Consider the following 26798-nt stretch of genomic DNA (forward strand, 5'->3'; position numbering starts at 1 on the left):
GTTACAGGGCGGAATTCGCCTTGGGCGCGCCGGAGAGCAGGCGTTTGGCGATCCCCACGACCATCGGCAGGATGGAGATGAAAATCACCACCAAGATAATCAGGTGGATCTTTTCCCCCCAGGGGCTGCGGCCTAAAAAATACCCCAGCATCGTCATCGAAAGGACCCAGCCGATGCCGCCGAAGACGTTGAACATCACGAACCTGCGGTAGGACATGTCGGCCACGCCGGCGATGAATGGCACGAAGGTCCGCATGATCGGCACGAAGCGCGCCAGGATGATCGCCTTGCCACCGTGCTTTTCGTAGAAGGCGTGGGCCTCGAGGGCGTATTTTTTCTTGAAGAAACGATTGTCCGGCTTGTCGAAGATCTTGGGTCCCGTCTTGCGGCCCAGTAGGAAACCTACTTGGTCTCCGATCACCGCGGCGGCCATCAAGGTCAGGTTGACGGTCCAGATATTGAGAATGGGTTCGCCCCCGCTGAGCGAGCGCGAGCAAAGGACGCCCGCAGTCACCAAGAGCGAGTCGCCCGGCAGGAAAAAGCCCACCAAGAGCCCCGTCTCGGCGAAGACGATCGCGATCAGGACCGCCAGTCCGCCGGAGCGGATCAGGGCCTCAATGCCCTCGGGGGTGTGGAGGTTGGTGATCAGGGCGAAGAGCTCTTGCATGGGCCTGGGCTAGCACGCTTCGCCGCCCCGTCCAAGCAAAAGGCTCAAGGTTGGACCCGGGTGCGGAAGACCCAATCCCACAGCGGCGTGGTGACGCCGAAGTTCCCGTGGGGGTCCTTGAAGTGGTGGCGCAGGTGGTGGGTCTTCCAGAATTTCATCAGAGGGCCGCGGGCCGGGCCGAAATGGGTCGAGTAATGCACCCATTCGTAGAGGAAATAACCGATGAAGAGCCCCGCCTCCATCAGGAGGCCTCGCGCCAGGCCGCCGCTTAAGAGCGTGAAGAGCAGGACCTCCGCGGGGCCCAGGAGAAAGCCGATAAAGGGAGGGGCCAAGATCAGGTCTTGGGCCTCGACGTCGCGGTGGTGGGCCAGGTGGAGGCCGGAGTGGAAGGTCTTCCAGGGCTCTCCGCCCCGCGTTCGGTGGAAGGAGAAGCGGTGCAGCAAGTATTCCACCAAGGTCCAGGCGAAGACTCCCAGGCCGATCCAGAGCAAGGCGGATTGCCAGGACCTTGTTTCTAAATGCAGGGACCAGAGGACCAGGGCTAGGCCCGCCGGGACGTAGATCGCGATCGTGACCCAGGGGTGGGGGAAGCGGGTGAAGAAGAGCTTTAGCGCCGGATGCTGGAAGGGTTGGTAGGAGGACGTCCGTTTCATGGTGCTCTCGTTTAAAAAACGGAGTGCCCTAGCTTTGTAACGAATAGCGGGCGGGATGTAAATAACCTCTCGGTTACCTTTAAAGGAGTGCGTCCTAGGCGATGGGCCTGGAACGGGTCCTGTCCGGTCTGCACCCCCACCGTGCTCGCAGGCTGCGCGCGGCGGGGGGCCCCCGCCCGGCCACCCGTTCCAGGCCCATCGCCTAGGACGCAATTTATTAAAGTATTACTTGCGGAGTTTTGCTTGGAGAGTATTGCCTTCGGGAGTGCTGAGCGAACTACTTGCGCTGATTGGCCGGCAAAATCGTCTTGCGCAATCGAATGTTTTTCGGCGTCACTTCAACCAATTCATCATCTTTGATGAACTCGATCGCCCGCTCCAGGGTCATGGGCAGGACGGGGGTCAGGATGACGTTCTCGTCCTTGCCGGCGGCGCGCATGTTGGTCAGCTTCTTCTCTTTGCAGGGATTCACGTTCAGGTCGTTGTCGCGGTTGTGCTCGCCGATGATCATCCCCTCGTAGACGGGGACGCCGGGGCCGATGAAGAGGACGCCGCGGGGCTCGAGGTGGAACAGGGCGTAAGGCACGCTCTCGCCCATCCGGTCGCAGACCAGCGAACCGCTCACCCGGCTCTTGATCTCGCCGCGCAGGGGCTCGTAGCCGCTTAGGTAGGAATTCATCAGGCCCACGCCCTTGGTGTCGGTGAGGAACTCGTTGCGGTAGCCGATCAGGCCCCGCGAGGGGATCGAAAACTCGAGTCGGATCCGCCCGGTCCCGTGGTTGACCATGTTGATCATCCGGCCCTGCCGCATCGAGAGCTTCTCGGTGATCACCCCCATGAAGTCCTCGGGGATGTCGACGAAGAGGTGCTCGATGGGCTCGAGCTGGACGCCGCCTTCTTCCTTGAAGATGATCTGGGGCCGGCCCACGGCCAGCTCGAAGCCCTCCCGGCGCATGGTCTCGATCAGGATGGCCATCTGAAACTCGCCGCGGCCCTTCACCAAAAAGCTGTCCGGGGTCTCCCCCTCCTCCACCCTTAAGGCCACGTTGTGCAGGGTCTCCTTCTGCAGGCGCTCGAGGATCTTTCGGGATTGGACGAACTTCCCCTCCCGCCCCGAAAAGGGCGAGGTGTTGATCATGAATTTCATCGCGACGGTGGGCTCGTCGACCACCAGGCGCTTCAGGGCCTTGGGTTGGGCGACGGTGCAGATGGTGTCGCCGATCGCGACGTCCTCGATGCCCGAAAGGATCACGATGTCGCCGGGCTCGACCTGGTCGACCTCCTGGAACTTGAGGCCCTCGTAGGTTTGCAAGTTGGAGACCTTGAGGGCCTTGGCCTGGCCGTCCTTGCCGATGCAGGTCAGGCTGTCGTTCTTCTTGGCCGTACCCTGGAAGACGCGGCCGATCGCGAGGCGCCCCAGGTAGTCGGAATAGCCGAGGTTGGTGACCAGCATCTGGAAGGGTTCGGCGGGGTCGTAGCCCGGCGCCGGGACTTCTTGAATGATAGCGTCGAAGAGCGGGCCCAGGTCCGTGCCCCTGTCCTGCAAGGTCTTTTGCGCGATGCCCTCGCGGCCGATCGCGTAGAGGATGGGAAACTCGATCTGGGTCTCGTCGGCGTCCAAGTCGATGAAGAGATCGTAGAGCTCGTTCAAGACCTCCTGGGGGCGCGCGTCCTTGCGGTCGATCTTGTTGATGACGACGATGATCTTGAGGTGGCCCTCAAGGGCCTTCTTGAGGACGAAGCGGGTCTGGGGCAAGGGGCCCTCGGAGGAATCGACCAGCAGGATGGCCCCGTCGACCATCTTGAGGCCGCGCTCGACCTCGCCGCCGAAGTCGGCGTGGCCGGGGGTGTCGATGATGTTGATCTTGGTGCCTTTGTAGCTGACCGCGCAGTTCTTGGAGGCGATGGTGATGCCGCGCTCCCGCTCGAGGTCCATGCTGTCCATCATCCGGTCGACGGTCTCCTGGTTGGCCCGGAAGGTGCCGGCCTGCTTCAGCATGAAGTCGACCAGGGTGGTCTTGCCGTGGTCGACGTGGGCGATGATGGCGACGTTGCGGATCTTCTCGTTGTGCGCGGGATTTTTCATAGTTTTCCTTGGGCTGCGTTCCTAGCGGGGCCGGGCCGGCGAAGGCAAGGCTTTTTGCGCTTATTTTCGGAGAATCATGGCAGCTAGTCCAGATGCGCGCCGAGGCCCTCCGGGCCGGGCGGGAAGATCTCTTGGAGGGCGCGGCAGCGGTAGGCGAAGATCTTGTCGAGGTCGCGGCGCACCAAAAGCCGGTTGACGAGGGCCCCGCCCAGGACGGCGTACTCGACGAGGTCTTCGACTTGGGTGCCGCCGTCCCTTTCGGTGAAGAGATGCTGGTGAATCCAGCGCCGGTAGGGTCCCCGCCGCTGCTCGTCGACGAAGCGAAAGGGCGGCTCCCAGACGCTGATCTCGCTGCGCCAACGGATGGGGAGGCCGCGCAGCCACAGCCGGTAGTCGATCACGGTGCCCTGTCGGATTTCGGGCGTGCTGGACTTCAGGACCTTGAAATGGAGCCAGGGTGGCGTGATCCGCTGCAGATTGCCGGGGTCGGCGAAAAAGGGAAAGAGCTCCGCGCGGGGCGTCGGCAGCCAAAGGGAGCTTTTCAGCAGAAAGGTCTTCATTCAATCTTTCCAGAGCCCGAGGCCTTGCTGCCGCGCTTGGCGTTCCAGGTCGAGGAACTCCGCCTTGTAGCGGTAATCGAAGTTGCGGAAGGCGTCGGCCCAGCCGTAGCGAATCAGCTCGCGGTTGACCAGGTATTCCCTCGTTTCGTCGTCCGCTCCCTTCTTGGGGCGCGGCGCCCCGACGGCCTTCGCGAAGCGCTCTGGTTTCATCCGCACGTAGACATAGGCCAGGGAGCGCTGGTACTTGTCCCGGCTGGTCTGGTCAAATTCCAGCCGCACGGGCCCCTTCCCCACCAGCTTCTTCAGCACCTCGTAGGATTTTTTGCCCATCTTGAGCAGCGTCTTCGCGTCGCGATGGGTGCGCTGGGTGTCGCGGTACAACTTGTCGTTGCGATGCAGCTCGGGGGCGTCGATCCCGATCAGGCGGACCTTGCGGCCGTCCTTCAGCTTGAGGGTGTCGCCGTCGTAGATCTTCTTCACGGCGATCCACTCGGACTCGGCGCGCAGGGGCGCGGGGCAAAGCGCGAGGCAGAGCAAGAAAATTCCGATGACTCGCTTCATTCCGCTCCGCCTTCACAGCAATGCGTGAGCCAGCCGCAGGCGTTGCACTTGAAATGGCCGTGCTCGGCGCGGACGGGTTGGCCGCAGCGCTCGCAGGCGGCGGGGACGGTTCGATCGCAAAGGGGCGGGCATTCGGTATCTTCGCCGCTCATCGGTACCTCTGGAGGATGGTGCGGGAGAATTGGACGACGTAGTTGACCCCGGAGCCGACGGCGATGACCAGGGAAAGGATCAGGAGGATCCAGCCCATCCGTCCGAAGTCGAGACCGAGGAAGGGGTAGTAGACCATCAGGCCGATCAGGGCGAGGGTCTGGGTGGCGGCCTTCTTCTTGCCCCAGTAGTCCGCCGGCAGGTCGATCTGCTCGGAGGCTGCCATGCCCCGCAGCGCGGTGATCGAGATCTCGCGGGCCAGGAATACGATGACCATCCAGGCCGGGATGCGGCCGATCGGGATCAGCATGATCATCACCGCCAGGATCAGCAGCTTGTCGGCCAGGGGGTCGAAGTATTTTCCGAAGACGCCGTTGATCTTGTACTTGCGCGCGTAATAGCCGTCGACCAGGTCGCTGACGCCGGCCAGGATGAAGACCAGGGCGGCGGCGATGCCCATGACCAGGTTGTCGCGGACGCTCTTTTCGGGGGAGATCTTGGCGATCAGGACCAAAACGACGGGAATCAGCAGGATCCTGCCCAGGGTGAGGTAGTTGGGGAGGTTGAAATACTCCCGCTTTTTGGCGGTCTTCAAGCTGTCCATGTCTGAATTTCTAAGTGTCTAAGTACCTAAGTGCCTGAGTGCCTAAGTTTCTGGGCGCAAAATACGATAAAAAGTTGAAATTAGGCAAAAGAAACTTCGATGCTTGACAAGGTAATATGTTTCGAAGATGCAGGAAACCGGCGCTTTTCCAAGTACGATGAAATACAAGGACCATTTTTGCATGAGAAACTTTGACACTCAGGCACTTAGGTACTTAGGCACTTGACACTATGAATCGGCACTACGATTTCATCGTCTTGGGGAGCGGCATCGCCGGATTGAGCTTCGCCTTGCAGGCGGCCCGCCACGGGAGCGTCGCGGTCCTCACCAAAAAGAACAGCGCCGAGTCCAACACCAACTACGCCCAGGGCGGCATCGCCTCGGTCGTCTCCCCCTCCGACAACCTCGAATCCCACGTCAAGGACACCCTCGAGACCGGCGCCGGCCTCTGCCATGAAGACGTCGTCCGCCGCGTCGTCGGCGAGGGACCGCACGTCGTGCAAGAGCTGATCGACTTCGGCGTCGAGTTCAGCCGCGGCGAGTCGGGCGACTTCGACCTGGGCCGCGAGGGCGGCCACAGCGCTCGCCGCGTCCTGCACGCCGGGGATTTCACCGGGCGGGTGATCGAGCAGGCCCTGCTCGCCTCCGTCAAGGCCCATCCCAACATTCAAATTCTCGAGCACCACTTCGCCGTCGACCTGCTGACCTCCCGCAAGCTGGGCATCGAGGAAAACCAGCCCAACCGCTGCCTGGGCGCCTACGTCCTCGACACGGTGAACCGCCGCGTCGAGACCTTCACCTCGGGAGTGACCGTCCTCGCCACCGGAGGGGCCGGCAAGGTCTATCTCTACACTAGCAACCCCGATATCGCGACCGGCGACGGCCTGGCGATGGCCTGGCGCGCGGGGGCCAAGGTGGCCAACCTCGAGTTCGTCCAGTTCCACCCGACCTGTCTCTATCACCCCAAGGCCAAGTCCTTCCTGCTCTCCGAGGCCCTGCGCGGCGAGGGCGGGATCCTGCGCCTGAAGAGCGGCGAGACCTTCATGGAGCGCTACGACCCGCGCAAAGAGCTGGCACCCCGCGACATCGTCGCCCGAGCCATCGATTACGAGCTGAAAAAACGTGGCGACGATTACGTCCTTCTGGACATGACCCATATCCCCGTCGAATACCTGCGCGAGCGCTTCCCCAACATCTGCGCGAAGCTTTTGGAATTCGGCTACGACCTCTGCCGCGAACCGGTGCCGGTGGTCCCCGCCGCCCACTACATGTGCGGCGGCGTGGTTGTGAACGAGCGGGCCGAGACTTCCTTGAAGAACCTCTTCGCCTGCGGCGAGGTCACCTTCACCGGCCTGCACGGCGGCAATCGCCTGGCCAGCAATTCCCTGCTCGAGGCCGTCGTCTATGCCGACCTGGCCGCGAAGCACGCCCCCGAGCGCCTCGCGGACGCCGCGGCGCCGAGCGTGGACATCCCCGCCTGGAATCCCGGCGACGCCTCCGATTCCGACGAGGCGGTGGTCATCAAGCAAAACTGGGATGAGATACGCCACTTCATGTGGAATTACGTCGGAATCGTCCGCACCAACAAGCGCCTGCTGCGCGCGAAAAAGCGGATCGAGCTGCTCAAGGAAGAAATCAAAGAATATTACTGGAATTCGGTCGTGACCTCCGACCTGCTGGAGCTGCGCAACATCGCCTGCGTCGCCGAGCTGATCATCCTCTCGGCCTTGTGGCGCAAGGAGAGCCGCGGCCTGCACTACAACCTCGACTTCCCCTCCCCCTCCGAGCTCTATCGCCGGGATACGATCCTGGAGCCGTAGGGGCGAACACAAGGTTCGCCCCTACTGAAACTTGAGCGTCCCGCCCCCCGCCACGCCGTGGATCCGCAAAGAAAAGGGCACCTGCCGATCCCGCAGGCCCTCGTAGGGAAACACCACGCGATAACCCTGGTACCACAGGTTGAGGTAGTTGAAGAAATACAGCTCGAAGGCCGTAAGGGGGATCTTCTCGACCGTCTTGGGCTTGTAGACCTGGCCTCCCGCCTCGAGGCTTAAATCCTGGAGGGACTTCTCGTTGCCCAACTCCATCATCTCGCGCTTGCGACCGTAGAGCGCGACGAAGAAGGTCGCCTCGGGATCGGCGGCCAGCCAAGGGGCGGCCCGCTCCTTTGCCCGCTGGTCCTGGCCCAAGGGATAGACCTTGTCGTACTCGGCGCGGAAGGCCTCGCGGAACTCGTCGGAGGCGTAGGTGGCGTAGATCATCAAGGTGGCCTGGAGGTCCTGCCAGTTATAGTACTCGCCCTTCTTGGTGTAGCGCCGGAGGACCTTGCCGTAGGGATCTTGGACGGGAAAGACGGTGTCCTTCGCCAGGGCCGTTCCCGAGAACAGCGAGAGCACGAGCAGCCAAAGGACGCGCTTTTTCATGGGGTGTTCCTCACGCCAACAATTCCGTTTTGGTAAAGAGACTGCGCACTTTCAAACCCTCCGCCTCGAGGGCCTCGCGCCCGCCCTCCTCCCGGTCGACGATCACCATGACGCCCAGGGGCACTAAGCCGGCCTCGCGGACCGCCTTGCAGGCCTTCAGGATGGAGCCGCCCGAGGTGATGACGTCTTCGACTAAAATCACCCGCATCCCCGGCCTCAGGTGGCTCGCCCCCTCGATCCAGCTCATGGTGCCGTGGCCCTTGGGTTCTTTGCGGACGATGAAGCTGAGCAGCGGGAAGCCGCGCAGGAAAGAAGTGACGGCGATCGCGGTGGCGATGGGGTCGGCGCCCAGCGTGGGGCCCCCGACGGCCTGGGCCTCGGCGAAATGCTCGGCCGCCAGCTCGCCCATCAGCTGCCCGACCAGGGTTGCGCCTTCCGGATGGAGGGTGGTCTGCTTGCCGTCGAAGTAGAAGTCGCTCATCCGGCCCGAGGCCAGGCGCACCTCCCGCTTCTGGTAGCTGAATTTCAGGATCAGTTCTTTGAGCCGTCGCCGGCGCTCCGCGTTCACTTGTGCAACCTCGCTTCCAGCCAGTGTTCGATGTCGCGAAAGACCTTCTCTTTGCCGACCTCGTTGAAGGTCTCGTGGAAATAGCCGGGATAGACCTTGAGCTGCTTGTCCTTGATCTCGACGCGTTCGAAGAACTCCCGACTGCCTTCGGCCGCGGTAATCTTGTCGTCGCCGCCGTGGACGATCAAGAGCGGCGTCTTAATTTCCGGCGCCAGGGCCATCACCTCGTCGAGGTTTTTCAAAATCTCGGCGCCGAGCTTCAGGCTGATCTTGCGCGCGACCAGGGGGTCTTCCTCGTAGGCGCGGACCACCGCCTCGTCGTGCGAGACCCAGGAGGCGTGGATGTCGTTGGGGATGAGGACCTCGGGCAGAAAGCGGGAGGCGGCGGTGCCGAGGATTTTCTTCAGGGCCGGGACCGGCAGGGCCAGTTTCAAATTGGGGCTCGAGAGTACCGCGCCCTTCAGCTCTTTGGGCCTGCGCGCCAGGTAGTTGACCCCGACCTGCCCGCCGAAGGAGTGGGCCACGAGAAACAAGGGCAGCTTCGCCTCGCGCTCGCGGACCAGGCCGACGAAGCGCTCGAGGTCGTCGACCAAGTCTTGGAAGCGGTCGGCGTGGGAGCGCGGGCCGGGGCTTTTGCCATGGCCGCGTTGATCCATCAGGTAGAGCGCCCAGCCTTGGTCGAGGAAGTAGTCGATGAAGAAGCGGTAGCGGCCCGAATGCTCGCCCAGGCCGTGCAGGACGACGAGGCTCCCCTTCTTTTTTTCGGGAATCCAAGACTGGTAGTACAGCTCATAGCCGTCCCAGGTCTTGAAAAATTGGTGCGTCGGCTCGGCGGCCTTCATGGAATCTCCCCAAGGCTCGATCTCTCGACCCAACCTTCCTTCCCGGAGGCGCTTTTGACAAGCGCAAAATCACCCTGCGATTTGCGCAGCCGAACCAGGGCGCCGTCCTTCAACTCCTCACGGCTGGCGGCGTCGGGCAGCGGGTTTTCGCGCAGGGCCACGCGGGGGGCGACGATCAGGGCGGGCTCGGAGAGCCAATCGGGAGGCCGGCGCAGCGCGAATTGGAAGATCCCGTAAACCAGCGGCAAGGCGCAGCAGGCCGCCGCGACGGCGAAGGCGGGCCGGCGCCTCAGCCGATGGGCGGTCAGGAAGCCGAAGAGCCCCAGGCTGCCCGCGGCGGCCAGGACCAAAGCCTCGGAGGCGTTGAGGGAAAGGCGATACCAGGGAATCTTGCGCAGCAGGGCGCGGGGGCCCTCCGCCGGCGGGGTCTTCTCGACCTTGGCCTCGAGGAAGGCCAGGTTGTGGCGGATGTCCGGATCCCGTGGCGACCAGTCGCGGGCGCCGAGGAAGTAGCGCCGCGCCTGCCCCACCTTGCCGAGGCGCCAGTAGGCGCTGGCGACGTTGTAGTAGAGGTCGCCGTTGTGGAAGCCGATCTCGCCCAGCTCGTTCCAGGCGCGGATGGCGTTCTCGTAGCGGCCGGCCTGGTAGTCGGCCTGGGCCTGGTTGGCGAGCTCGGCGGGCGTGACGGCGCGGGCGGAGACGGGAAAGAACGCAAGACAGCCGAGGATGAAGATTTTTCTCAAGTTCATAAATATTCGGACGCTGTTGTAGGGGCGAACCTTGTGTTCGCTCCTGCCGGAGCCTGTTTGTAGAAACTCGTTGGACAATGGCAATATCCTTGCCCTGGGGCGAACACAAGGTTCGCCCCTACGTCCCTACGTCGCCTTCTCAATCTCTCTTAACAAATCCATCGCCTCCAGCTTCAACATCTTGTCGCTGGGGCGCTTCTCCGCCGCGCCGCCGTACTGCCACATGTCCAGCTGCTCGAGGAAATACACCGCGCGGCGGTAGGTCTCGATGGGGACGCCGCGGGATTTCAATAAATCCTCGATTTCCATTGGCGTCAGCGCCGTGCCCTTCACCAAAAAGCGGTCGCTCAAGTATTGTTTGAAGACCAGGCTCAGCTTCGAGAAGTCCGATTCCCCGCCCAGCCTCTGCACCGCGGCCTTGGCCTGCTTGAAGGCGCGGCTGCGCTTGCGATCGTCGGCGTGGGCCAGCTAGCGGGCGCGGTAGCGGCCCCAGCCGATCAGGCCGAGGAAGCCCAGGGGCGCGCCCAACAGCAGGGCCCAGGCGGTCGCGCCTTCCCAGGGGCGCAGGGCCTGGCTGTAGAGGACCGCCGCGGCCGGTTTGATCGGCCGCAGGTCGAAGGCCGGCCCCTGCGCCGCGGCGGGGGCCTTGGAGTCCTCGAGACCCGCCGTTACCAATTTTTCCGAAGAGGGTCCGCCGAGGATGTGGACGGTCAGCGGCGCCGTGCTCAGCTTCTCGTAGGTCCCCGTGTCCGGGTTGAAGTAGCTGAACTCCTGCGCGGGGATGACCGTCGTCCCCGGCCGTTCGGCGACCAGGGCGTACTCGAAGGTCTTCTTGCCGGAGAGGCCTTGGAGGCTCTTGTCGAGCTTCACCTCCGGCTTGGAGGGATAGACCTTGAAGTAATCCAGGTTTTGCAAATCCGGGAGGGTGGCCTCGCGAATATTGCCCTTCCCCGCGACCTCGATCTTCAGGTTGCTGGTCTCGCCCAGGCTGAGGCTGTCCTTGCTGAGCGTGCTCGAGATCGCGAACTGCCCGACCAGGCCGGTGAAGTCCTGGGGCGGCGGCGGCAGCTCCTTTACGTGAATCCCCACGCTGGCCGCGGTGAAGGTCCGTGGCTTGCTGGTCATGGCGAAACCCTGGAAAAAGGGATCGTCGAAGGGCCCGCGTTGGATCCGCACCGGGACGTTGCCCTTCACCTTGGTCTCGCCGGTCTGCAGGTCCCCCGCCTTGGTCGGGAACAGGGCGAAGCGCCACTCGTTGACGGCGTAGCGCCGGCCGCCGAGCTCGGTCTCGTACTTGCGCTCCTTCATCAGCTCCTCGGTGAAGAAGTCCTTGAAGTCGGGCAGGCTCAAGGTGGCGCCGGAGATGCTGACGGTGGAGTAGAGCCTGAAGGTGAAGATCACCTGCTGGCCGATGTAGGCCTCTTTGCGGTCGGTCTCGGCGGTGACGAAGGTGTCCGCGTAGGCCTTCTCGTCGGGCGGGGCCTGCGGGGGCTGGCGGGGCCAGGGCTGGGGCATGCCGGGCAGCTGCGGAAAGCCCGGCGGCGTCGAGGGGAAGCCGGGCATTTGGGGGAAACTCGGCTGGGTCTGGTAGCCGGGACCTCCCCCGCCGCCCTCCGGAGTGACCCGGACGCGGACCGGGCCGGCGCTGTATTCCTGCCCTTCGATGTAGACCTTGACCGGGCCGATCTGGAAATCGCCCACGCGGCGCGGGGAGAGGACGTAGGTGAAGGTCTTGCTCACCGACATCTCGCCGTTGACGATCTCGACGGAGTTCGCCGTCGAGCGGCCGACGACGTCGAAGTTGCCGAGCGGCGGGATCTCAGGCGTGGTCAGGGCGCTGCCGCCGCGGATCTCGACGGTCATCGTCAGGGTGTCGTCCATCGAGACGGTGTTTTGGTCGACCTCGACGTGGACCGTGGGCTGCGCCAGGGCCTCGGGCCCCATGCCGAGCCACGCGGCGGTCAGCGCTCCCAAGATGTAAAGACGAAATTTGCGCATCGCCTACCAGTCGTTCTCCGGAGTCCGGGAACGGCCCATGGCCTCCCGAATCTGTTTATTGCGGATCGCTTCGCTCTTGTCCTCGATCATCTCCAGCCAGCGCTCGGCCTCCTGCTCGCCCGGGCCGGGCTTGGCCTTGACCCTGCCTTGGCGGCCGCCGCCTTGGCCTTCCTTGGGCGCCTCGCCGGCGGCCTCCAGCTGGCCCTCGAGGTTAGGCTTCTTCTGACCCTGCCCTGCTTCGCCGCGGTCCTGGGAACCTTGCGAGGTCTCTCCCTGATTTTGCCCCTGGCCCTCGGGGGAATCCTTTTGGGCCTGTCTGTCTCCGGCCTGCTCGCCTTCGCCGGGTTCCGGTGTTTTCGGCTCGCCCTCGGCTCGATCCGGTTGTTGGCCGGCCTGCGGGCCCTGGGATTTTTGGTCTCCAGACCTTTCCGGCTCCGCTTGGCCTTGGGATCCGCCCTGGGCCTGAGGCTGCGGCTTTTCGCCCTCGGCGCCCTGGGGCTGGGCCTGCGATCCGGAATCCGGCTTAGAACCTTGTTGGGCTTGCTTTTGCTTGCCCTGTTCTCCCGCCTCCGCCTGTTTTTGTGGCTCGGGCTGCTGGCCGCTTTGGCCCTCTTGCGGAGGCTTTTCCTGCTCCGCCTGTGGCGCCTCTTTCTTTTGGTCTTGACCTTGGCCGCCTTGGGCCTGCTGCGAGTCCTGTTGCTCCTGTTTTTGACCGCCCTGCCCTGGCTGCTGTTGGTCCTGGGGTTTTTGCCCCTGGGATTGGGCCTGGTCTTGTTTTTGCTGGTCCGAACCGGAGCTCTGCTGCTGTTGGTCTTGCTGGCCGCCCTGGGCCTGTTGTTGCTGTTGTTCGCCTTGTTGGTTCTGCTGCTGTTGCTGTTCTTGTTGTTGCCGCTGGGCCTCCTGCTGCTTCTGCAGCCGGCGCTTGACGAACTCGAGGTTGAGCTTGGCCTCGGCGTCGTCGGGTTTCAGCTTCAGGGCCTGCTCGTAGGCCTGGATCGACTCCGGCAGCTTGCCCAAGCGGTATTGGGTGTTGCCGAGATTGTAAAGGGCTTGTTCTTGCTGCGTCGGCGTTCCGGTCTTGACCGCGGCCTCGAAGCTCTCGCGGGCCTTGTCGAAGGCGCCCATCCGGTACTGCGTCGCGCCCAGGTTGTAGTAGTCTTGGGCGTCGGCGTCGGCCTTCAAGTTTTCCTCGAAGTTTTTTTGGGCCTCCGGGTAGTTCTTCTCCTCGTAGGCCTTGCGCCCCCGGTATTCCCGCCAAGTGTCCCAAGGACCCGCCCAGGCGCGGACGGGAATCGCGCCCACCGCCGCCAGCGTGAGGGCTAGGATGCCGAGAAGTTTTAGCGTCCGGTTAATATCCATTGGCGAAATTCAGTCCCTTTTTCGGGCGTCGCGATTCGGAGATCAGGCGTTCCAGCGCCAGGAAGGCCAGCGCGATCCCCAGCGGCCAGTAAAAACGGCTCTCCCAGACCTGCTTGCGGGCGGCCTTCAGCTCGCTCAGCTCGAGGGCGCCGCGGACCCCCTTGACGTAGAGCTGGCGCAGGTCCTCGTCTCCGCTCACCGTTCGCACGTAGGCCCCGCCGGTCTTAAGGGCGAGGTCCTTGAGGGCCTCCTCCTTCAACTTAGATACGACCATTTCCCCTTCCGGGTTGGTCTTAAAACCTCCGCCCGGTTCGGGGATGGGGGCCCCCTCCGGGGTGCCGAAGCCCAGGGCGAAGACCTTGATTTTCTTCTCTTTTAAGGTCTCGATCATCTTGTCGAGCTTTTCGCTGAAATCCTCTCCGTCGGAGAATACCAGAATCGCCTTGGCCGATTCTTTGTCGCTCATCGCCTTGATCGCGAGCGAGAGAGCCCCGCTCAGGTCCGTCCCCTGCACGGGGATGGTGTTGGGGCTGAGCTCGTCGACGAACATCTCGAGGGTCCCGTAGTCGATGGTCAGCGGGGACAGCAGGAAGCTGCGGCCGGCGAAGGCGATCAGGCCGACCCGGTCCCCCGCCAGCATCTGCAAGAGGTCGCGGAGCTTGCGCTTCATCCGTTCCATCCGCGAGGGCTTGAGGTCCTGGGCCAGCATCGAGTTAGAGACGTCCAGCACCAGCATCAGGTCGGCGCCCTTGAGCGTGACCTCTTCTTCCTTCATCCCCCACTGCGGTTCCATCAGGGCGAGGATCATAAAGACGAGGGCCAGGACCTTGAGGCCGTTCTTGAGGGCGATGCGCCAGGGCGCGCGCTGGGGCATCAGGTTGGCGCGCAGGGGCTCGTCGGCCAGGGCTCGCCAGGCCTTCTTCCGGCGGTAGGCCTGGTAGAAGAGCAGCGCCAGGAGCAAGGGCACCAGGAAGAACAGGAAAACCAAGTCGGGGTGGTTGAAGCGCATCCTAGGCCAGCCTCCTCAGCCAGGTCGCCGCGAGCAGGGATTCGAAAAGCAGCAGGCCCAGCCCGGCGAAGCCGAAATAGGCGTACCACTCCTCGTAGATCTCATAATGCTTGACCTTGGCCTTGGTCTTTTCGAGCTGGCCGATTTCTTTGTAGATGGCCTCCAGCTTCTTGGTATCGGTGGCGTAGAAGTAGCGCCCGCCGGTGGTCTCGGCGATCTTCTCGAGGGTCTCCTCGTCCATGTCGAGGTTCACGTAGATGAGGCGATTGCCGAAGATGCCCGGCTGCGGAAAGGGCACCGGACCCTTGGTGCCGATGCCGATGGTGTAGACCTTGATGCCGAAGGTCTTGGCTATCTCGGCAGCCTTCTCCGGCGAGACCGATCCGGCGTTGTTGCGCCCGTCGGTCAGCAGGATCACGACGCGGGACTTGCCCGGGAGATCTTTCAAGCGCTTCACCGCCAGTGCTAGGCCGTCGCCAATCGCCGTGCCGTCTCCGGCGATGCCGATTTCGACGTGGTCCAGAAGCTGGGTCAGGACGTCGTAGTCGAGGGTGAGCGGGCACTGCGTATAGGCCTCCTCGCCGAAGACCACCATGCCCAGCCGGTCGCCCTTCTGCCCGCGGATGAATTCGGAGACGACCTTCTTGACGACCACCAGGCGGTTGACCGCCTCCCCGTCCAGCTTGAAGTCCATCGCCGCCATGCTGCCGGAGGCGTCGATGGCCAGCATGATGTCGATGCCCTCGCTGGTCACCTCGGTCTCGGCCCGCCCCCGCTGCGGGCGGGCCAGGCCGACGATCAGGCAGGCCAGGGCCAGGGCCATCAGCCAGGAAGGAAGGCGCATCGCCAGGCCGTCGCCCCGCCGGTACAGCGGCTTCAGGGCCGTGGCCAGGGGAAAGCGGAAGTAACCGCGACCGCGCCGCAGCCGCTCGAGCAGGAGGAGGCCGACCGGGAGGATCAGCGCCGTCAGGACCCAGGGATAGAGGAAACGGAACATCCTAGGCGCTCGCCTCCTTTCGGGCCAGGCTCTCGGCGAGGGCCCGGGCACGCCCCTCGGCGACCTGGGTCATCCAAGCCCGGGCGAGCTTGACGCTCTTCACCAGCTCGTCGCGCGGCGGGACGTATTGGGCGAACTTGGCCATGTCGGCCAACTCGAGCAGGCCGACGGCCTCGCGTACCCGGTCGGGGTCGAGCCAGGGCGAGGTCTTAAGCTTGGGGCGCAGCTCCTCGAGGGTGGCCTCGCAGGCCGGGATCTCCAGCTCGCGCTCGATGAATTCGCGAAACAGGTCGGAGAGGGAGAAGTAGAAGCGCCGCACCTGCCCCGACTCGGCCAAGCGGCTATTCACCAGCTCGTCGAGCTTTTTGAGGGCCGCCTCCAGCGGCGACAAGGGAACCGCCGCCTCGGCCTTGGCCTTGCGCGGACGCCGCCACAGCGAGCGGAGCAGCAGGAAGATCAAGATCGCCGCCAACGAGGCGGCCAGGGCCCAGATCCAGCGGACGTCCCAGGCCTGGATGTCCTTCAGGTCGAGGATGTCGGTCATCTCTTCCAGCTTGGGCAGGGGCGTGGGCATGGCTTACTGTCGTTTCTCCCGGAAGCGGAAAAATTGCAGCAGCGGGTGGATGTAGTCCTTGCTCTGGTCGATCAGGACCGAGTCGACGCCCAGGGACTGGAAGGTCCGCTGCGGCGTCAGCAGCAGATCTTGGGCGAGTTCGGCGAATTTCTTCTGAAAGCCCGGGCGCGAGCTGTTCACCCATTGCAGCTCGCCCGTCTCGGGGTCGCGCCACTTAAGCCAGCCCGCCTTGGGGAACTCCGCCTCGGCGGGGTCGTGGAGCTGGATGCAGACCATGTCGTGGCGGCGCTTGGCGATGGCCAGGGCGCGCTCGTAGCCCTGGTCGAGGAAGTCGGAGATCAGAAAGCAGATGGAGCGGCGGTGCATGACCCGGATCAGGTATTCGAGGGGAACGCGGATCTGGGTCTTGGGGTGTTGCGGCTGAAAGCTCAGGATCTCTTGGATGACCCGGTAGACGTGGCCGCGGCCCTTCTTGGCGGGGATGAACTTCTCGACCCGGTCGGTGAAGAGGATCAGGCCGACCTTGTCGTTGCTCTTGATCGCCGCGTAGGCCAGGACCGCCGCGACCTCGGCGGCGGCCTCGCGCTTGAGGCGCTCGCGGGTGCCGAAGTCCAGCGAGGCCGACATGTCGACCAGGATCATGACGGTCATCTCGCGCTCCTCGCGGTAGATCTTCACGAAGGGCCGGCCGCTGCGCGCGGTGACGTTCCAGTCGATGGTGCGGACGTCGTCGCCGGGCTGGTACTCGCGCACTTCCTCGAACTCCATCCCGCGGCCGCGGAAGGCGCTCTCGTACTCGCCGGCGAAGATCTCGTTGGCGAGGTAGTTGGTCTTAAGCTGGATGCGCTTGATCTTTTTTAGTATCTCGGGAGGAAGCATACGGCTTTAAGTGTCTGAGTGCCTGAGTGTCTAAGTGCTTAAGTTTTTTTCGCCGTATCCATGTAAAAAAATAAAATAGGGCGAAAGAAACTTTGACACTCAGGCACTTAGACACTTCGACACTTAGATTAAGGTACCTCCAATTGATCCAAAATCTTCTTCAACACCTCGTCGCTGGAGAGGCCCTCCGCCTCGGCCATGTAGGTCAAGAGGATCCGGTGTCGGAGCACGTCATGGGCCATCGTCTTCACGTCCTGCGGCGTCACGAAGGCCCGACCCTGCAGGAAGGCGTAGCAGCGCGCGACCTCGGCCAGGTAGATGCTGGCGCGCGGGGAGGCGCCGAATTGGATGTAGCTCTCCAGGCCAAGTTTCAACTCGGCCGGATGCCGCGTCGCCATCACGATGCGGACGATGTAGTCCTTGATTTTGGGATCCAGGTAGATCTGCGCGATCAGGCGGCGCATCTCGCCCAGCTCTTTGTGGCTGACCTTGGCCGCGACTTCTTCCCAGTGGCCGCTGCGGGCCCGGTCCATGATGGCGATCTCCTCCTCCTTGCTGGGGTAAGAGACGTTGAGCTTGAGCATGAAGCGGTCGACCTGGGCCTCGGGCAGCGGATAGGTGCCCTCCTGCTCGATCGGGTTCTGCGTCGCCAACACCACGAAGGGCGGCTCGAGCGGAAAGGTGTTGTTGCCGATGGTGACCTGCTTCTCCTGCATCGCCTCGAGCAGGGCGCTCTGCACCTTGGCCGGCGCGCGGTTGATCTCGTCGGCCAGGATGACGTTGGCGAAGATGGGCCCCTGCTTGACGGTGAACTCCTGCGTCTTGGGATTGAAAATTTGGGTGCCGATCAGGTCGGCGGGCAGGAGGTCGGGCGTGAATTGGATGCGCTGGAACCTAACATCGAGGACCTTGGCCAGGGCCCGCACCGTGGTCGTCTTGGCCAGACCGGGGACGCCCTCGACTAGAATGTGGCCCTCGAGGAGGATGCCCATCAGGAGGCGTTCGACCATGTAGCGCTGGCCGACCACGACCTTGGAGATCTCCTCGAGCAGCGAGCTGAGCACCGGTTGATAGGCCTTCACCCGCTCGAGGTTCTGCTGAATCTCATGCTGCATGCCGTCCTCCCGTGGAATAGGAATGTCGCTGGGGCTTCAACGAGCCGCCGGGGGCTTGGGGTTTAAAACCAACCCTTGGACTTCTTAGATTTTTTTGAGGCTTTGGTAAAGGAACTTTCCTTAAGCGTTTCGCCGCCTTCCCGCAGGAAGGCCTCGAGCAGCTCGCGCTGCTTGGCGCTTAAGTCCTTCGGGGTCTCGACGAAGAGGTGGACGTGGAGATCGCCGCGGCGCTTGTCGCGCAGGCTGGGCATCCCCTTCCCCGCCAGCTTGAGGACGTCGCCGGTCTGGGCCCCCGGCGGGATGCGCAGCTTTTCGACGCCCTCGGGGCTGGGGACCTCGATCTCCAACCCTAAGGCCGCCGCGGCCATGGAGATTTTGCTTTGAAAGTGCAGGTCGGCCCCGTGGCGCTGGAAGCGCTCGTCCTCCTCGACGTGCAAGACGACGTAGAGATCGCCCGGCGGACCGCCGCGCTTGCCCGCCTCACCCTCTCCGCGCAGGCAGAGCTGGGTGCCGGTGTCGACGCCGGGGGGCACCTTGACGGTCATCTTTTTCGCCTTGGCCACCGTGCCGTGGCCGCGGCACTCGGGGCAGTGCTCTTTGACCACCCGGCCCTGCCCTTGGCAGGCGGCGCAGGCGGTGGAGATGGTGAAGAAGCCCTGGGAATGGTAGAGCTGGCCCTTCCCGCCGCAGTGGCGGCAGACCATGGGCTCCTGGCCCTTGGGGTAGCCCTGCCCGCCGCAGCGGGCGCACTCTTCCTGGCGCTCGACCTCGATCTTCTTCTCGACGCCGTGAAAGGCCTCGAGGAAGCCGATCTCGAGGTCGTAGCGGATATCTCGGCCGGCGGCGGGGCCCGTGCGGCTGCGACCGCGGCGGCCGCCCATCCCGAAGAAATCCTCGAAGACGTCGGAGAAGTGGCTGAAGATGTCGCCCACGTCCTCGAAGCCGTGGAAGCCCTGATTGCGTAGGCCGGCGTGGCCGTATTGGTCGTAGAGTCCGCGTTTTTGGGGGTCGCTCAAGACCTCGTAGGCCTCGGAGGCCTCCTTGAACAGCTCCTCGGCCTCGTGGCTGGGGTTGCGGTCGGGGTGGTACTCGAGGGCCTTTTTACGGTAGGCGGTCTTGATCTCGGTGCTCGAGGCCTCGCGCTGCACGCCCAAAATTTCGTAATAATCCCGCTTCACGATTTGACCTTTGCCAAAAGCCTCGGAGGTAGATAATCATTATTTTGGGATTGTCAATGCGGATCGGACAGATATCCCCTAAGAATCATGGAACTTTTAGACTACGTCTGGAAAAAATTGACCCCCGAGGAAGAGGAAGGCGTCCGAAGCGCCTCCGAGGCCCTCATCGCCGACGTTTATCAGCAAGGCTTCATCGACGCCCGCCGCTTTTCGCTCAACCAATGGAAGGGTGCCTGCCAAAAGTTTGCCAGGGGCAAGGGGCTCTACCGTTTCAAACGGGCGGATCTCGACTCCCTGAAGCCCTACTTCTTCCAGGCCCAGATCAAGAAGCCCTTCGACCCGCGGCGCCTCAAGGACGGCCCCCGGCCCTTGGCCTGGACCGGGGAGCTGTATCAAAAGGTGTTGCGCTTCGAGACCAACCTGACCCTCGAGGCCTGGCGGCAGATCGTCAACGCCCAGATATTGCCCAGATTCAAAAAAGGGGAAGAGCTGCTTTACAACGCGGCCTTCAAGGCCCTGCTCGAGGCGGTGTTGGACAAGCACGCCTCGCCCCTGCGCCGCTTGGAGCTCTGGTATCACTTTCAGCGCGAGGCCGAGGCCGCCGCCGAGGCGAAACCCGAGGGCGCCGCCGCGCCCGCCCCCAAACCCGCGGCCCCCGTCGTCATTAGGGACTCCTTCGTGGCCAAGCCCGACGAGAGCGTCAAGCGCACCGCCATCGACAAGCTGTATTTCCACCACGGCGAGACCCCCAAGGGAGACGACCAGGAAAACCTCGATTTTTTGGACGAGCTGGCCAAGCTGGGCGACGAGGAAGAGCTCCCCTGAAATTCCACGATATTTTCGGGGTGTAAGCCTTGACATCCCGGCGGAGGGACTTATATCTCGCTTAGGATTTTTGGGAGACCTTCCTAAGGCATTGAATTATACTCGAAAAAATCTCGGAGGCTCCCTACCCCACGAAAGGAATTCATTCGATTATGGCTAACAAGAGCAAAATCATCGGTATCGACCTGGGCACCACCAACAGCGTGGTGGCCATCATGGAGGGCGACCAGCCCAAGGTCATCGCCAATCAAGAGGGCAACCGCACCACCCCCTCGGTGGTGGCCTTCAGCAAGGACGGCGAGGTCCTGGTCGGCCAAGTGGCCAAGCGCCAGTCGATCACCAACCCCGAAAACACCGTTTACTCGATCAAGCGCTTCATGGGCCGCAAGTACGACGAGGTCGGCGAGGAGATCAAGATGGTCCCCTACCACGTCGTCAAGGCCGGCAACGGCGACGCCGCGGTCGAGATCCAAGGGAAGAATTACAGCCCGCCGGAGATTTCCGCCAAGATCCTCATGAAGCTCAAGCAGGCGGCGGAAGATTACCTGGGCGAGAAGGTCACCGAGGCGGTCATCACCGTCCCGGCCTACTTCAACGACTCGCAGCGCCAGGCGACCAAAGACGCCGGCAAGATCGCCGGCCTCGACGTCAAGCGCATCGTCAACGAGCCCACGGCGGCCGCCCTCGCCTACGGCCTGGATAAGAAGAAAAACGAGATCATCGCCGTCTACGACTTCGGCGGCGGCACCTTCGACATCTCGATCCTCGAGGTCGGCGAGAACGTCGTCGAGGTCATCTCGACCAACGGCGACACCCATCTGGGCGGCGACAACATCGACCAGCGCCTGATCGACTACCTGATCGCGGAGTTCAAGAAAGACCAGGGCATCGACGTCAGCAAGGACCGCATGGTCCTGCAGCGCCTCAAAGAAGCGGCCGAGAAGGCGAAGATCGAGCTCTCCAGCGTCATGGAGACAGAGATCAACCTGCCCTTCCTCACGGCGGACCAGACCGGGCCCAAGCACATGAACATCAAGCTGACCCGGGCCAAGTTCGAGGCGCTCTGCGAGGACCTCTTTATGCGCAGCATGGAGCCCGTGAAGAAGGCCTTGGCCGACGCCGGCAAGAAGGCCTCCGAGATCGACGAGGTCGTCCTGGTCGGCGGTTCCACCCGCATCCCGCGGGTCCAGGAGGAAGTGAAGAAGTTCTTCGGAAAAGAGCCCCATAAGGGCGTCAATCCCGACGAGGTCGTCGCCCTGGGCGCCGCCGTCCAGGCGGGCGTGCTCTCCGGGCACGTCAAGGACCTGCTCTTGCTCGACGTCACCCCGCTTTCCCTGGGCATCGAGACCCTGGGCGGCGTGATGACCAAGCTGATCGAGCGCAACACGACCATCCCGACCCGCAAGTCGCAAATCTTTTCCACGGCGGCCGACAGCCAGAGCAGCGTGGAGATCCACGTCCTGCAGGGCGAGCGCGAGATGGCCAAAGACAACCGCACCCTCGGCCGATTCATCCTCGACGGAATCCCGCCCGCGCCGCGCGGCGTGCCGCAGGTCGAGGTCACCTTCGACATCGACGCCAACGGCATCGTCAACGTCTCGGCCTTGGACAAGGCGACCAATAAGAAGCAGCACATCACCATCACCGCCTCCAGCGGCTTGAACGAGAAGGACATCGACCGGATGGTGAAGGAGGCCGAGTCCCACGCGGCCGAGGACAAAAAGCGCCGCGAGGAAATCGAGGTCAAGAACCACGCCGACTCCCTGGTCTACTCGACCGAGAAGACCCTCAAGGAAAACCGGGAGAAAGTCGACGCGGGGACGGTTTCCGAGATCGAGGCCGCGGTGGCCGAGCTCAAGAAGGCGATCGAGGCCAACAACGTCGACGACATGAAGTCGGGCATGGAGAAGGTCACGACCCTCTCTCACAAGATGGCCGAGCAGCTCTACAAGGCCGCCTCCGGTTCGGGCGCGGCGCCCGGCGCCGAGCAGGCCTCGGCCGGGGCCTCCGAGGGCGGAGCCTCCTCCGAGCCCAAGAAGGAGGACGTCGTGGACGCCGAGTTCGAGGAGGCGAAGGACTAAGGCCTCGGGCGGCTTGTGAGAATGATTCTCCGTTCCTAAAGATTACGGGGCGTCGCTACGACGGCGCCCCGTTTTTTTTTGCCCAAAATCCGCAATGCCCCTGGGGCCGAGCCCTTGCAGGTCGCAAGGCCCGGCCCTAAGCTGTGTTTCGAAGGCCCTGGCGCGGCGCTGAAGGGTTTGTCCGGTTTCCGGCCCCGCCTTCGCGCGAAGCGGTGAAATTTTATTTGTTTTTTCCAATACTCCTGCGCTATGGGCAGGCTGCGTTTCGTTGGGAAAGGAGTATCTTTTGAATTGGCTTATAAAGGCCCTGGGCTCCTCGATCGGCCGGAAATTCGTGATGGGCCTGACGGGGCTCCTGCTCATCGGCTTCGTGATCGTCCACCTCGCCGGCAATCTCCTCCTCTACGTCGGAATCGAAGACTACAATAACTACGCCCACGCCCTGCATTCCAAGCCCGGCCTCGTCCTGGTCGCCGAGCTCGGCCTGCTGGCCCTCTTCCTGGCCCACATCCTCATCGCCGTCGGCATCACCCGCGAAAACCGTGCGGCGCGCCCCGAGGGCTACCAGATGCGCCGCTCCAAACAGGATCGCACGGCGGCCACGCCCTCCGCGCTGATGTTTGTCTCCGGCGCCATCCTCCTGGGCTTCATCCTCCTGCACCTGGCCGACTTTCGCTTTCACCTGCGCAACCCGGGCCCTGACGGCGAAGAGCCTTTCGCCAAGGCCCTGCGGCTGCTGCAAGACCCCGTCTCGGCCGGCGTCTACTTCGTCGGCAGCCTCTTCCTGGGCTGGCACCTGCTCCACGGCTTTCAGAGCGTCTTCCAGACCTTCGGTTGGAACCACCCCAAATACACCCCGCTGATCAAAAAAGTCGGCGTCGTCTTGGCGGTCGTCCTCGCCCTGGGCTTCGCCTCCTTCCCGGTTTGGGCCATGCTTAAGAAATACGGAGTGCAGCTATGAGCCTCGACGCCCGCGTCCCCAGCGGTCCGCTCAGCGAGAAATGGACCAAGTGCAAGAACGAGCTGAAGCTGGTGAGCCCCACCAACAAGCGCAAGTACGACATCATCGTGATCGGCAGCGGCTTGGCCGGGGCCTCGGCCGCCGCCTCGTTGGGCGAGTTGGGCTACAACGTCAAGGTCTTCTGCTTTCAAGACAGCCCGCGCCGCGCCCACAGCATCGCCGCCCAGGGCGGGATCAACGCCGCCAAAAACTACCAAAACGACGGGGACAGCGTCGGCCGTCTCTTCTACGACACCGTCAAGGGCGGCGATTTCCGCGCCCGCGAGGCCAACGTCTACCGCTTGGCCGAGGTCAGCGCCAACATCATCGACCAGTGCGTCGCCCAGGGCGTGCCCTTCGCGCGCGAATACGGCGGCACCCTGGCCAACCGCACCTTCGGCGGCGTCCTCGTCTCGCGCACCTTCTACGCCCGCGGCCAGACGGGGCAACAGCTCCTGTTGGGCGCCTACTCCAGCCTGATGCGCCAGGTCGAGCGCGGCAAGGTCAAGCTGTATTCGCGCCACGAGATGCTGGACTTGGTCTTGGTCGACGGCGTGGCCCGGGGCGTCATCGCACGGGACCTCACCAACGGTAATTTTGAAAAGCACGCCGCCCACGCCGTCCTGCTCTGCACGGGCGGCTACAGCAACGTCTTCTACCTGTCGACCAACGCCAAGGGCTGCAACGCCACCGCGATCTGGCGGGCCTACAAGCGCGGCGCCTACTTCGGCAACCCCTGCTTCACGCAGATCCACCCGACCAGCATCCCCCAGCACGGCGACTACCAGTCGAAGCTGACCCTAATGAGCGAGAGCCTGCGCAACGACGGGCGCGTCTGGGTGCCCAAGCAGAAGGGCGACAAGCGCCGGCCCGAAGGCATCCCCGAGGACGAGCGCGACTACTACCTCGAACGCAAGTACCCGACTTACGGCAACATGGTGCCCCGCGACGTGGCGAGCCGCAACGCCAAGGCGGTCTGCGACGAGGGCCGCGGGGTCGGCGAGACCGGGCAGGCGGTCTATCTGGACTTCGCCGACGCGATCAAGCGCGACGGCCGCGAGGTGATCCGGCAGAAGTACGGCAACCTCTTCCACATGTACGAGAAGATCACCGGCGAAAATCCCTACCACACGCCAATGAAGATCTACCCCGCCCCCCACTACACGATGGGTGGGCTTTGGGTGGACTATCATCTGGAGAGCACCATCCCCGGCCTCTTCGTCCTGGGCGAGGCCAATTTCTCGGACCACGGCGCCAACCGCCTGGGCGCCAGCGCCCTGATGCAGGGATTGGCCGACGGCTATTTCATCGCGCCCTACACGGTCGGGCATCACTTGGCCGGGCGCAAGCTCCCCAAGGTCTCGACCGACGGCCCAGAGTTCGAGGAGGCCCTGCATGCCGCCAAGGGTCGCGTCGAGCGGTTATTGAAGATCAACGGCAATCGCAGCGTCGACAGCTTCCACCGCGAGCTGGGCCGCATCATGTGGGACAAGTGCGGTATGTCGCGCAGCGAGGCCGGACTTAAAGAAGCCATCGCCAAGATCCGCGCCCTGCGCGAAGAATTTTGGAGCAACGTCAAGATCCCGGGCGGCAACGCCGAGCTGAACCAAAGCCTCGAGCAGGCCGGCCGTGTGGCCGACTTCATCGAGCTGGGCGAGCTGATGTGCCGCGATGCCCTCAATCGCCGCGAATCCTGCGGCGGCCACTTCCGCGAGGAAAGCCAAACCGAGGAGAACGAGGCCAAGCGCGACGACGAGAACTACCTCTACGTCTCGGCCTGGCAGCACCAGGGCGACGACAAGGAGCCGGTCCTGCACAAGGAACCGCTGGCCTTCGAGTCGATCCACCTGACTCAACGGAGTTATAAATAAATGGAAAAGAAATTAAACCTCACCTTGAAGATCTGGCGCCAAAAGGGCCCGCAGGCCCAGGGACGGCTGGTGACCTATCCCGTGCAGGGAGTTTCCACCGACGCCTCCTTCCTCGAAATGCTCGACGTCCTCAACGAAGAGCTTTTGAAGAAAGGAGAGGAGCCGGTGGCCTTCGACCACGACTGCCGCGAGGGCATCTGCGGCATGTGCAGCCTGATGATCAATGGCCAGGCCCACGGACCGGACCGCGAGACCACCACCTGCCAGCTGCACATGCGGCGTTTCAAGGACGGCGACACCATCGTCATCGAGCCCTGGCGGGCCAAGGCCTTCCCCATCCTCAGGGACCTCGTCGTCGATAGGACGGCCTTCGACCGCATCATCTCCGCCGGCGGCTATGCCTCGGTGAACGTCGGCAACGCCCAGGACGCCAACTGCATCCTGGTGGGCAAAGAGAGCGCCGACCGCGCCATGGACGCCGCCGCCTGCATCGGCTGCGGGGCCTGCGTGGCCTCCTGCAAGAACGCCTCGGCCATGCTCTTCGTGGCCGCCAAGGTGACCCACTTCGCCGAGCTCCCGCAAGGCCAGCCCGAGCGCTACAAGCGCGCCCAGGCCATGGTCGCCCAGATGGACGCCGAGGGCTTCGGCGGCTGCACCAACACCTACGAGTGCGAGGCGGCCTGCCCCGCCGGCATCAAGATCACGACGATCGCCAAGCTCAACCGGGAGTATCTCAAGTCCAGCTTCGTCTACGCCGAGGAGGCCAAGGCCTCGGAAGGCGAGGGTTGAGCCCTCCCCTCCTCCAATTTCCAATTTCGCATGCGAATTTCGGGCAGCGGACCGCATTCGAAATTCGAATTTCGAAATTCGAGGTAAAAAAAAGGGAACCCGAAGGTTCCCTTAGAAATCCGCAAAATTTGATATCTAGCCGAGGATGGCTCCCAGCTTCAAGGCCAGGCCCATGTCTCCGCCCACCTTCAGCTTGCCGGTCATGAACGCCATCTGGGGATTGAGCTTGCCATCGATGATGTCGGAGAAATCGGCCGCCGCCACCGTCACGGTGCACTTGGCGTTGCCGGTGGAGCCGGCCACGACCTTCTTGTCGGGCCCGGAGAGGTCGATCGACCAGACCCCGCCGCCGTCGCCCGTGATGTTGAACTCGTAGATCGCGGTGTTGCCGGCGATCTTGGCCTCGTTGGCCTTCAGTTTTTCGGGAATTTTTTGCTCGAAGATTTCTTTCGGGGTCGACATTTCGTCTCCTTCAATCGTTAGAGTATTTTTACCAAGTGAAGTCCGGATTTATAGAGCCATTGTCCCAAAGCCAGGACTCCAAACAAAGAGCTGATCCAACGGCTGCCCCCGGCGCTGTACCAGAGGGGCCGGCGGCCGGCCCGGGCGGTGTAAAACCGATCCGCGGCCAAGACGGCCAAATATAGGGCGATCACCGGCGCCAGGGCGTTCAGCTGAAAGACTTGGCGCCAGTGACCATGAAACATCTCCAGAAAGGCCCGGCTTAAGCCGCAGCCGGGGCAATCCCAGCCGGTGGCCTCGCGGATCATGCAGAGCGGCAGCCCCTCGATCCAAGCCAAGGGTACCAGCGCCGCGCCCGCAAACAAGAGCGCGACGAAAGCTATCGCCCCGAGACCTCTCATGGATGGCTCAAATTACTTGTTGGCCTGCTGCTCGGCCATCGGTCCGATGACCGGGATCAGCCAGCGCTGGCCCTGGTAGGCCTTGATCATCGCGATCAGCCAGATGACGAAGAGGCCGATATAGACCACGATGCTCAGGATGCCGCTGACGATGCCGACATAGGGGATGAAGGCCAGGACCATGAACACGATCCAGGAGGCGAAATATGCGCCGCCCAGGAAGATCGCCTGCCAGGCGTGGAACTTGATGTCCTTGTTGTCCTTCTCGATGATCAGGAAGATGATCCCGGTCACGAAGGTGCAAAGGTAGCAGAGCATCGACGCGATGTTGGGCGCCAATCCGCTGCCGCCCGAGCTTCCGCCGGTGTTTTGAGGTTGGGCTTGTTGTTCCACGGTT

General features: G+C 63.3%; 28 protein-coding genes. 6 read left to right on the plus strand and 22 right to left on the minus strand.

Annotated elements, in window-relative coordinates; all coding sequences use genetic code 11:
• Position 1: 1 nt before the first annotated feature.
• The 6 genes from FBR05_02755 to pgsA form a co-directional block, all read right to left on the minus strand.
• On the minus strand, positions 2-667 hold the full coding sequence (locus FBR05_02755) for a DedA family protein (protein ID MDL1871105.1): 666 nt from the start codon (positions 665-667) through the stop codon (positions 2-4).
• Between the two features lie 44 nt (positions 668-711).
• Positions 712-1320, minus strand: a complete 609-nt coding sequence (locus FBR05_02760; protein ID MDL1871106.1) for a hypothetical protein — start codon at positions 1318-1320, stop codon at positions 712-714.
• Positions 1321-1597: 277 nt separating this feature from the next.
• Positions 1598-3406: a translational GTPase TypA gene (gene typA / locus FBR05_02765; protein MDL1871107.1), complete on the minus strand. Its 1809-nt coding sequence runs from the start codon at positions 3404-3406 to the stop codon at positions 1598-1600.
• 83 nt (positions 3407-3489) lie between these two features.
• Positions 3490-3966, minus strand: coding sequence for an SRPBCC family protein (locus tag FBR05_02770; protein MDL1871108.1), 477 nt, complete (start codon positions 3964-3966; stop codon positions 3490-3492).
• Positions 3967-4527 (minus strand): hypothetical protein, encoded by a 561-nt coding sequence (locus tag FBR05_02775; GenBank protein MDL1871109.1) that lies wholly within the window; start codon positions 4525-4527, stop codon positions 3967-3969.
• 148 nt (positions 4528-4675) lie between these two features.
• Entirely contained in the window at positions 4676-5281 is a 606-nt protein-coding gene (pgsA, locus tag FBR05_02780; protein ID MDL1871110.1) for a CDP-diacylglycerol--glycerol-3-phosphate 3-phosphatidyltransferase, read from the minus strand.
• A gap of 230 nt (positions 5282-5511) precedes the next feature.
• Here pgsA and nadB point away from each other — a divergent pair, with 230 nt between their 5' ends.
• A complete protein-coding gene (gene nadB, locus FBR05_02785; protein ID MDL1871111.1) occupies positions 5512-7101 on the plus strand; it encodes an L-aspartate oxidase in 1590 nt (529 codons plus the stop codon).
• A 21-nt stretch (positions 7102-7122) separates the two neighbouring features.
• Here nadB and FBR05_02790 read toward each other — a convergent pair whose 3' ends face one another.
• The 13 genes from FBR05_02790 to dnaJ all read right to left on the minus strand — a co-directional run bounded on the left by FBR05_02790 (position 7123) and on the right by dnaJ (position 18975).
• Positions 7123-7704, minus strand: a complete 582-nt coding sequence (locus FBR05_02790; GenBank protein MDL1871112.1) for a hypothetical protein — start codon at positions 7702-7704, stop codon at positions 7123-7125.
• Between the two features lie 10 nt (positions 7705-7714).
• Positions 7715-8185, minus strand: coding sequence for an orotate phosphoribosyltransferase (pyrE, locus tag FBR05_02795; GenBank protein MDL1871113.1), 471 nt, complete (start codon positions 8183-8185; stop codon positions 7715-7717).
• An 83-nt stretch (positions 8186-8268) separates the two neighbouring features.
• Positions 8269-9114, minus strand: coding sequence for an alpha/beta hydrolase (locus tag FBR05_02800; GenBank protein MDL1871114.1), 846 nt, complete (start codon positions 9112-9114; stop codon positions 8269-8271).
• Positions 9111-9863 (minus strand): hypothetical protein, encoded by a 753-nt coding sequence (locus tag FBR05_02805; protein MDL1871115.1) that lies wholly within the window; start codon positions 9861-9863, stop codon positions 9111-9113. The genes FBR05_02800 and FBR05_02805 overlap by 4 nt, the downstream gene beginning before the upstream one ends.
• Before the next feature lie 126 nt (positions 9864-9989).
• Positions 9990-10274, minus strand: a complete 285-nt coding sequence (locus tag FBR05_02810; protein MDL1871116.1) for a hypothetical protein — start codon at positions 10272-10274, stop codon at positions 9990-9992.
• 57 nt (positions 10275-10331) lie between these two features.
• Entirely contained in the window at positions 10332-11861 is a 1530-nt protein-coding gene (locus FBR05_02815) for a protein BatD (GenBank protein ID MDL1871117.1), read from the minus strand.
• 3 nt (positions 11862-11864) lie between these two features.
• Positions 11865-13220, minus strand: a complete 1356-nt coding sequence (locus FBR05_02820; protein MDL1871118.1) for a tetratricopeptide repeat protein — start codon at positions 13218-13220, stop codon at positions 11865-11867.
• A complete protein-coding gene (locus FBR05_02825) occupies positions 13210-14229 on the minus strand; it encodes a VWA domain-containing protein (GenBank protein ID MDL1871119.1) in 1020 nt (339 codons plus the stop codon). The genes FBR05_02820 and FBR05_02825 overlap by 11 nt, the downstream gene beginning before the upstream one ends.
• A 1-nt stretch (position 14230) precedes the next feature.
• A complete protein-coding gene (locus FBR05_02830) occupies positions 14231-15226 on the minus strand; it encodes a VWA domain-containing protein (GenBank protein ID MDL1871120.1) in 996 nt (331 codons plus the stop codon).
• A gap of 1 nt (position 15227) precedes the next feature.
• The gene (locus tag FBR05_02835; protein MDL1871121.1) at positions 15228-15800 is read right to left on the minus strand and encodes a hypothetical protein; all 573 of its coding nucleotides are present in this window, start codon (positions 15798-15800) and stop codon (positions 15228-15230) included.
• A gap of 3 nt (positions 15801-15803) precedes the next feature.
• The gene (locus tag FBR05_02840; GenBank protein ID MDL1871122.1) at positions 15804-16679 is read right to left on the minus strand and encodes a DUF58 domain-containing protein; all 876 of its coding nucleotides are present in this window, start codon (positions 16677-16679) and stop codon (positions 15804-15806) included.
• A gap of 128 nt (positions 16680-16807) precedes the next feature.
• Positions 16808-17794: a MoxR family ATPase gene (locus FBR05_02845; protein MDL1871123.1), complete on the minus strand. Its 987-nt coding sequence runs from the start codon at positions 17792-17794 to the stop codon at positions 16808-16810.
• A gap of 62 nt (positions 17795-17856) precedes the next feature.
• Positions 17857-18975, minus strand: a complete 1119-nt coding sequence (gene dnaJ / locus FBR05_02850; GenBank protein MDL1871124.1) for a molecular chaperone DnaJ — start codon at positions 18973-18975, stop codon at positions 17857-17859.
• An 84-nt stretch (positions 18976-19059) separates the two neighbouring features.
• Between dnaJ and FBR05_02855 the strand changes: the two genes are divergently transcribed.
• The 5 genes from FBR05_02855 to FBR05_02875 all read left to right on the plus strand — a co-directional run bounded on the left by FBR05_02855 (position 19060) and on the right by FBR05_02875 (position 25538).
• On the plus strand, positions 19060-19797 hold the full coding sequence (locus FBR05_02855; protein MDL1871125.1) for a hypothetical protein: 738 nt from the start codon (positions 19060-19062) through the stop codon (positions 19795-19797).
• A 152-nt stretch (positions 19798-19949) separates the two neighbouring features.
• Positions 19950-21878 carry a molecular chaperone DnaK gene (dnaK, locus tag FBR05_02860; protein ID MDL1871126.1) on the plus strand — a complete coding sequence of 643 codons (1929 nt, stop codon included), beginning with the start codon at positions 19950-19952 and terminating at the stop codon, positions 21876-21878.
• A 286-nt stretch (positions 21879-22164) separates the two neighbouring features.
• Positions 22165-22839, plus strand: a complete 675-nt coding sequence (locus tag FBR05_02865) for a succinate dehydrogenase cytochrome b subunit (GenBank protein MDL1871127.1) — start codon at positions 22165-22167, stop codon at positions 22837-22839.
• A complete protein-coding gene (locus tag FBR05_02870; GenBank protein MDL1871128.1) occupies positions 22836-24749 on the plus strand; it encodes a fumarate reductase/succinate dehydrogenase flavoprotein subunit in 1914 nt (637 codons plus the stop codon). The genes FBR05_02865 and FBR05_02870 overlap by 4 nt, the downstream gene beginning before the upstream one ends.
• Complete coding sequence (locus FBR05_02875) at positions 24750-25538, plus strand: succinate dehydrogenase/fumarate reductase iron-sulfur subunit (protein ID MDL1871129.1); 789 nt, start codon at positions 24750-24752, stop codon at positions 25536-25538.
• A gap of 135 nt (positions 25539-25673) precedes the next feature.
• Here the strand turns inward: FBR05_02875 and FBR05_02880 are convergent, their stop codons facing one another.
• From FBR05_02880 to FBR05_02890, 3 genes are read right to left on the minus strand one after another with little or no spacing between them, the layout of a single operon-like run.
• Complete coding sequence (locus FBR05_02880) at positions 25674-26000, minus strand: SCP2 sterol-binding domain-containing protein (GenBank protein MDL1871130.1); 327 nt, start codon at positions 25998-26000, stop codon at positions 25674-25676.
• 17 nt (positions 26001-26017) lie between these two features.
• Entirely contained in the window at positions 26018-26401 is a 384-nt protein-coding gene (locus tag FBR05_02885; protein ID MDL1871131.1) for a DUF2752 domain-containing protein, read from the minus strand.
• A 12-nt stretch (positions 26402-26413) separates the two neighbouring features.
• Entirely contained in the window at positions 26414-26794 is a 381-nt protein-coding gene (locus FBR05_02890) for a hypothetical protein (protein MDL1871132.1), read from the minus strand.
• Positions 26795-26798 lie beyond the last annotated feature (4 nt).

The sequence above is a fragment of the Deltaproteobacteria bacterium PRO3 genome (assembly GCA_030263375.1).
In the GTDB taxonomy this organism is placed as follows: domain Bacteria; phylum UBA10199; class UBA10199; order DSSB01; family DSSB01; genus DSSB01.

Excerpts from the sequence above, each read along its gene's own strand:
- FBR05_02755 (MDL1871105.1), bottom strand. The coding sequence starts at position 667 with ATGCAAGAGCTCTTCGCCCTGATCACCAACCTCCACACCCCCGAGGGC.
- FBR05_02760 (MDL1871106.1), bottom strand. The coding sequence starts at position 1,320 with ATGAAACGGACGTCCTCCTACCAACCCTTCCAGCATCCGGCGCTAAAG.
- typA (MDL1871107.1), bottom strand. The coding sequence starts at position 3,406 with ATGAAAAATCCCGCGCACAACGAGAAGATCCGCAACGTCGCCATCATC.
- FBR05_02770 (MDL1871108.1), bottom strand. The coding sequence starts at position 3,966 with ATGAAGACCTTTCTGCTGAAAAGCTCCCTTTGGCTGCCGACGCCCCGC.
- FBR05_02775 (MDL1871109.1), bottom strand. The coding sequence starts at position 4,527 with ATGAAGCGAGTCATCGGAATTTTCTTGCTCTGCCTCGCGCTTTGCCCC.
- pgsA (MDL1871110.1), bottom strand. The coding sequence starts at position 5,281 with ATGGACAGCTTGAAGACCGCCAAAAAGCGGGAGTATTTCAACCTCCCC.
- nadB (MDL1871111.1), top strand. The coding sequence starts at position 5,512 with ATGAATCGGCACTACGATTTCATCGTCTTGGGGAGCGGCATCGCCGGA.
- FBR05_02790 (MDL1871112.1), bottom strand. The coding sequence starts at position 7,704 with ATGAAAAAGCGCGTCCTTTGGCTGCTCGTGCTCTCGCTGTTCTCGGGA.
- pyrE (MDL1871113.1), bottom strand. The coding sequence starts at position 8,185 with ATGAGCGACTTCTACTTCGACGGCAAGCAGACCACCCTCCATCCGGAA.
- FBR05_02800 (MDL1871114.1), bottom strand. The coding sequence starts at position 9,114 with ATGAAGGCCGCCGAGCCGACGCACCAATTTTTCAAGACCTGGGACGGC.
- FBR05_02805 (MDL1871115.1), bottom strand. The coding sequence starts at position 9,863 with ATGAACTTGAGAAAAATCTTCATCCTCGGCTGTCTTGCGTTCTTTCCC.
- FBR05_02815 (MDL1871117.1), bottom strand. The coding sequence starts at position 11,861 with ATGCGCAAATTTCGTCTTTACATCTTGGGAGCGCTGACCGCCGCGTGG.
- FBR05_02820 (MDL1871118.1), bottom strand. The coding sequence starts at position 13,220 with ATGGATATTAACCGGACGCTAAAACTTCTCGGCATCCTAGCCCTCACG.
- FBR05_02825 (MDL1871119.1), bottom strand. The coding sequence starts at position 14,229 with ATGCGCTTCAACCACCCCGACTTGGTTTTCCTGTTCTTCCTGGTGCCC.
- FBR05_02830 (MDL1871120.1), bottom strand. The coding sequence starts at position 15,226 with ATGTTCCGTTTCCTCTATCCCTGGGTCCTGACGGCGCTGATCCTCCCG.
- FBR05_02835 (MDL1871121.1), bottom strand. The coding sequence starts at position 15,800 with ATGCCCACGCCCCTGCCCAAGCTGGAAGAGATGACCGACATCCTCGAC.
- FBR05_02840 (MDL1871122.1), bottom strand. The coding sequence starts at position 16,679 with ATGCTTCCTCCCGAGATACTAAAAAAGATCAAGCGCATCCAGCTTAAG.
- FBR05_02845 (MDL1871123.1), bottom strand. The coding sequence starts at position 17,794 with ATGCAGCATGAGATTCAGCAGAACCTCGAGCGGGTGAAGGCCTATCAA.
- FBR05_02855 (MDL1871125.1), top strand. The coding sequence starts at position 19,060 with ATGGAACTTTTAGACTACGTCTGGAAAAAATTGACCCCCGAGGAAGAG.
- dnaK (MDL1871126.1), top strand. The coding sequence starts at position 19,950 with ATGGCTAACAAGAGCAAAATCATCGGTATCGACCTGGGCACCACCAAC.
- FBR05_02870 (MDL1871128.1), top strand. The coding sequence starts at position 22,836 with ATGAGCCTCGACGCCCGCGTCCCCAGCGGTCCGCTCAGCGAGAAATGG.
- FBR05_02875 (MDL1871129.1), top strand. The coding sequence starts at position 24,750 with ATGGAAAAGAAATTAAACCTCACCTTGAAGATCTGGCGCCAAAAGGGC.
- FBR05_02880 (MDL1871130.1), bottom strand. The coding sequence starts at position 26,000 with ATGTCGACCCCGAAAGAAATCTTCGAGCAAAAAATTCCCGAAAAACTG.
- FBR05_02885 (MDL1871131.1), bottom strand. The coding sequence starts at position 26,401 with ATGAGAGGTCTCGGGGCGATAGCTTTCGTCGCGCTCTTGTTTGCGGGC.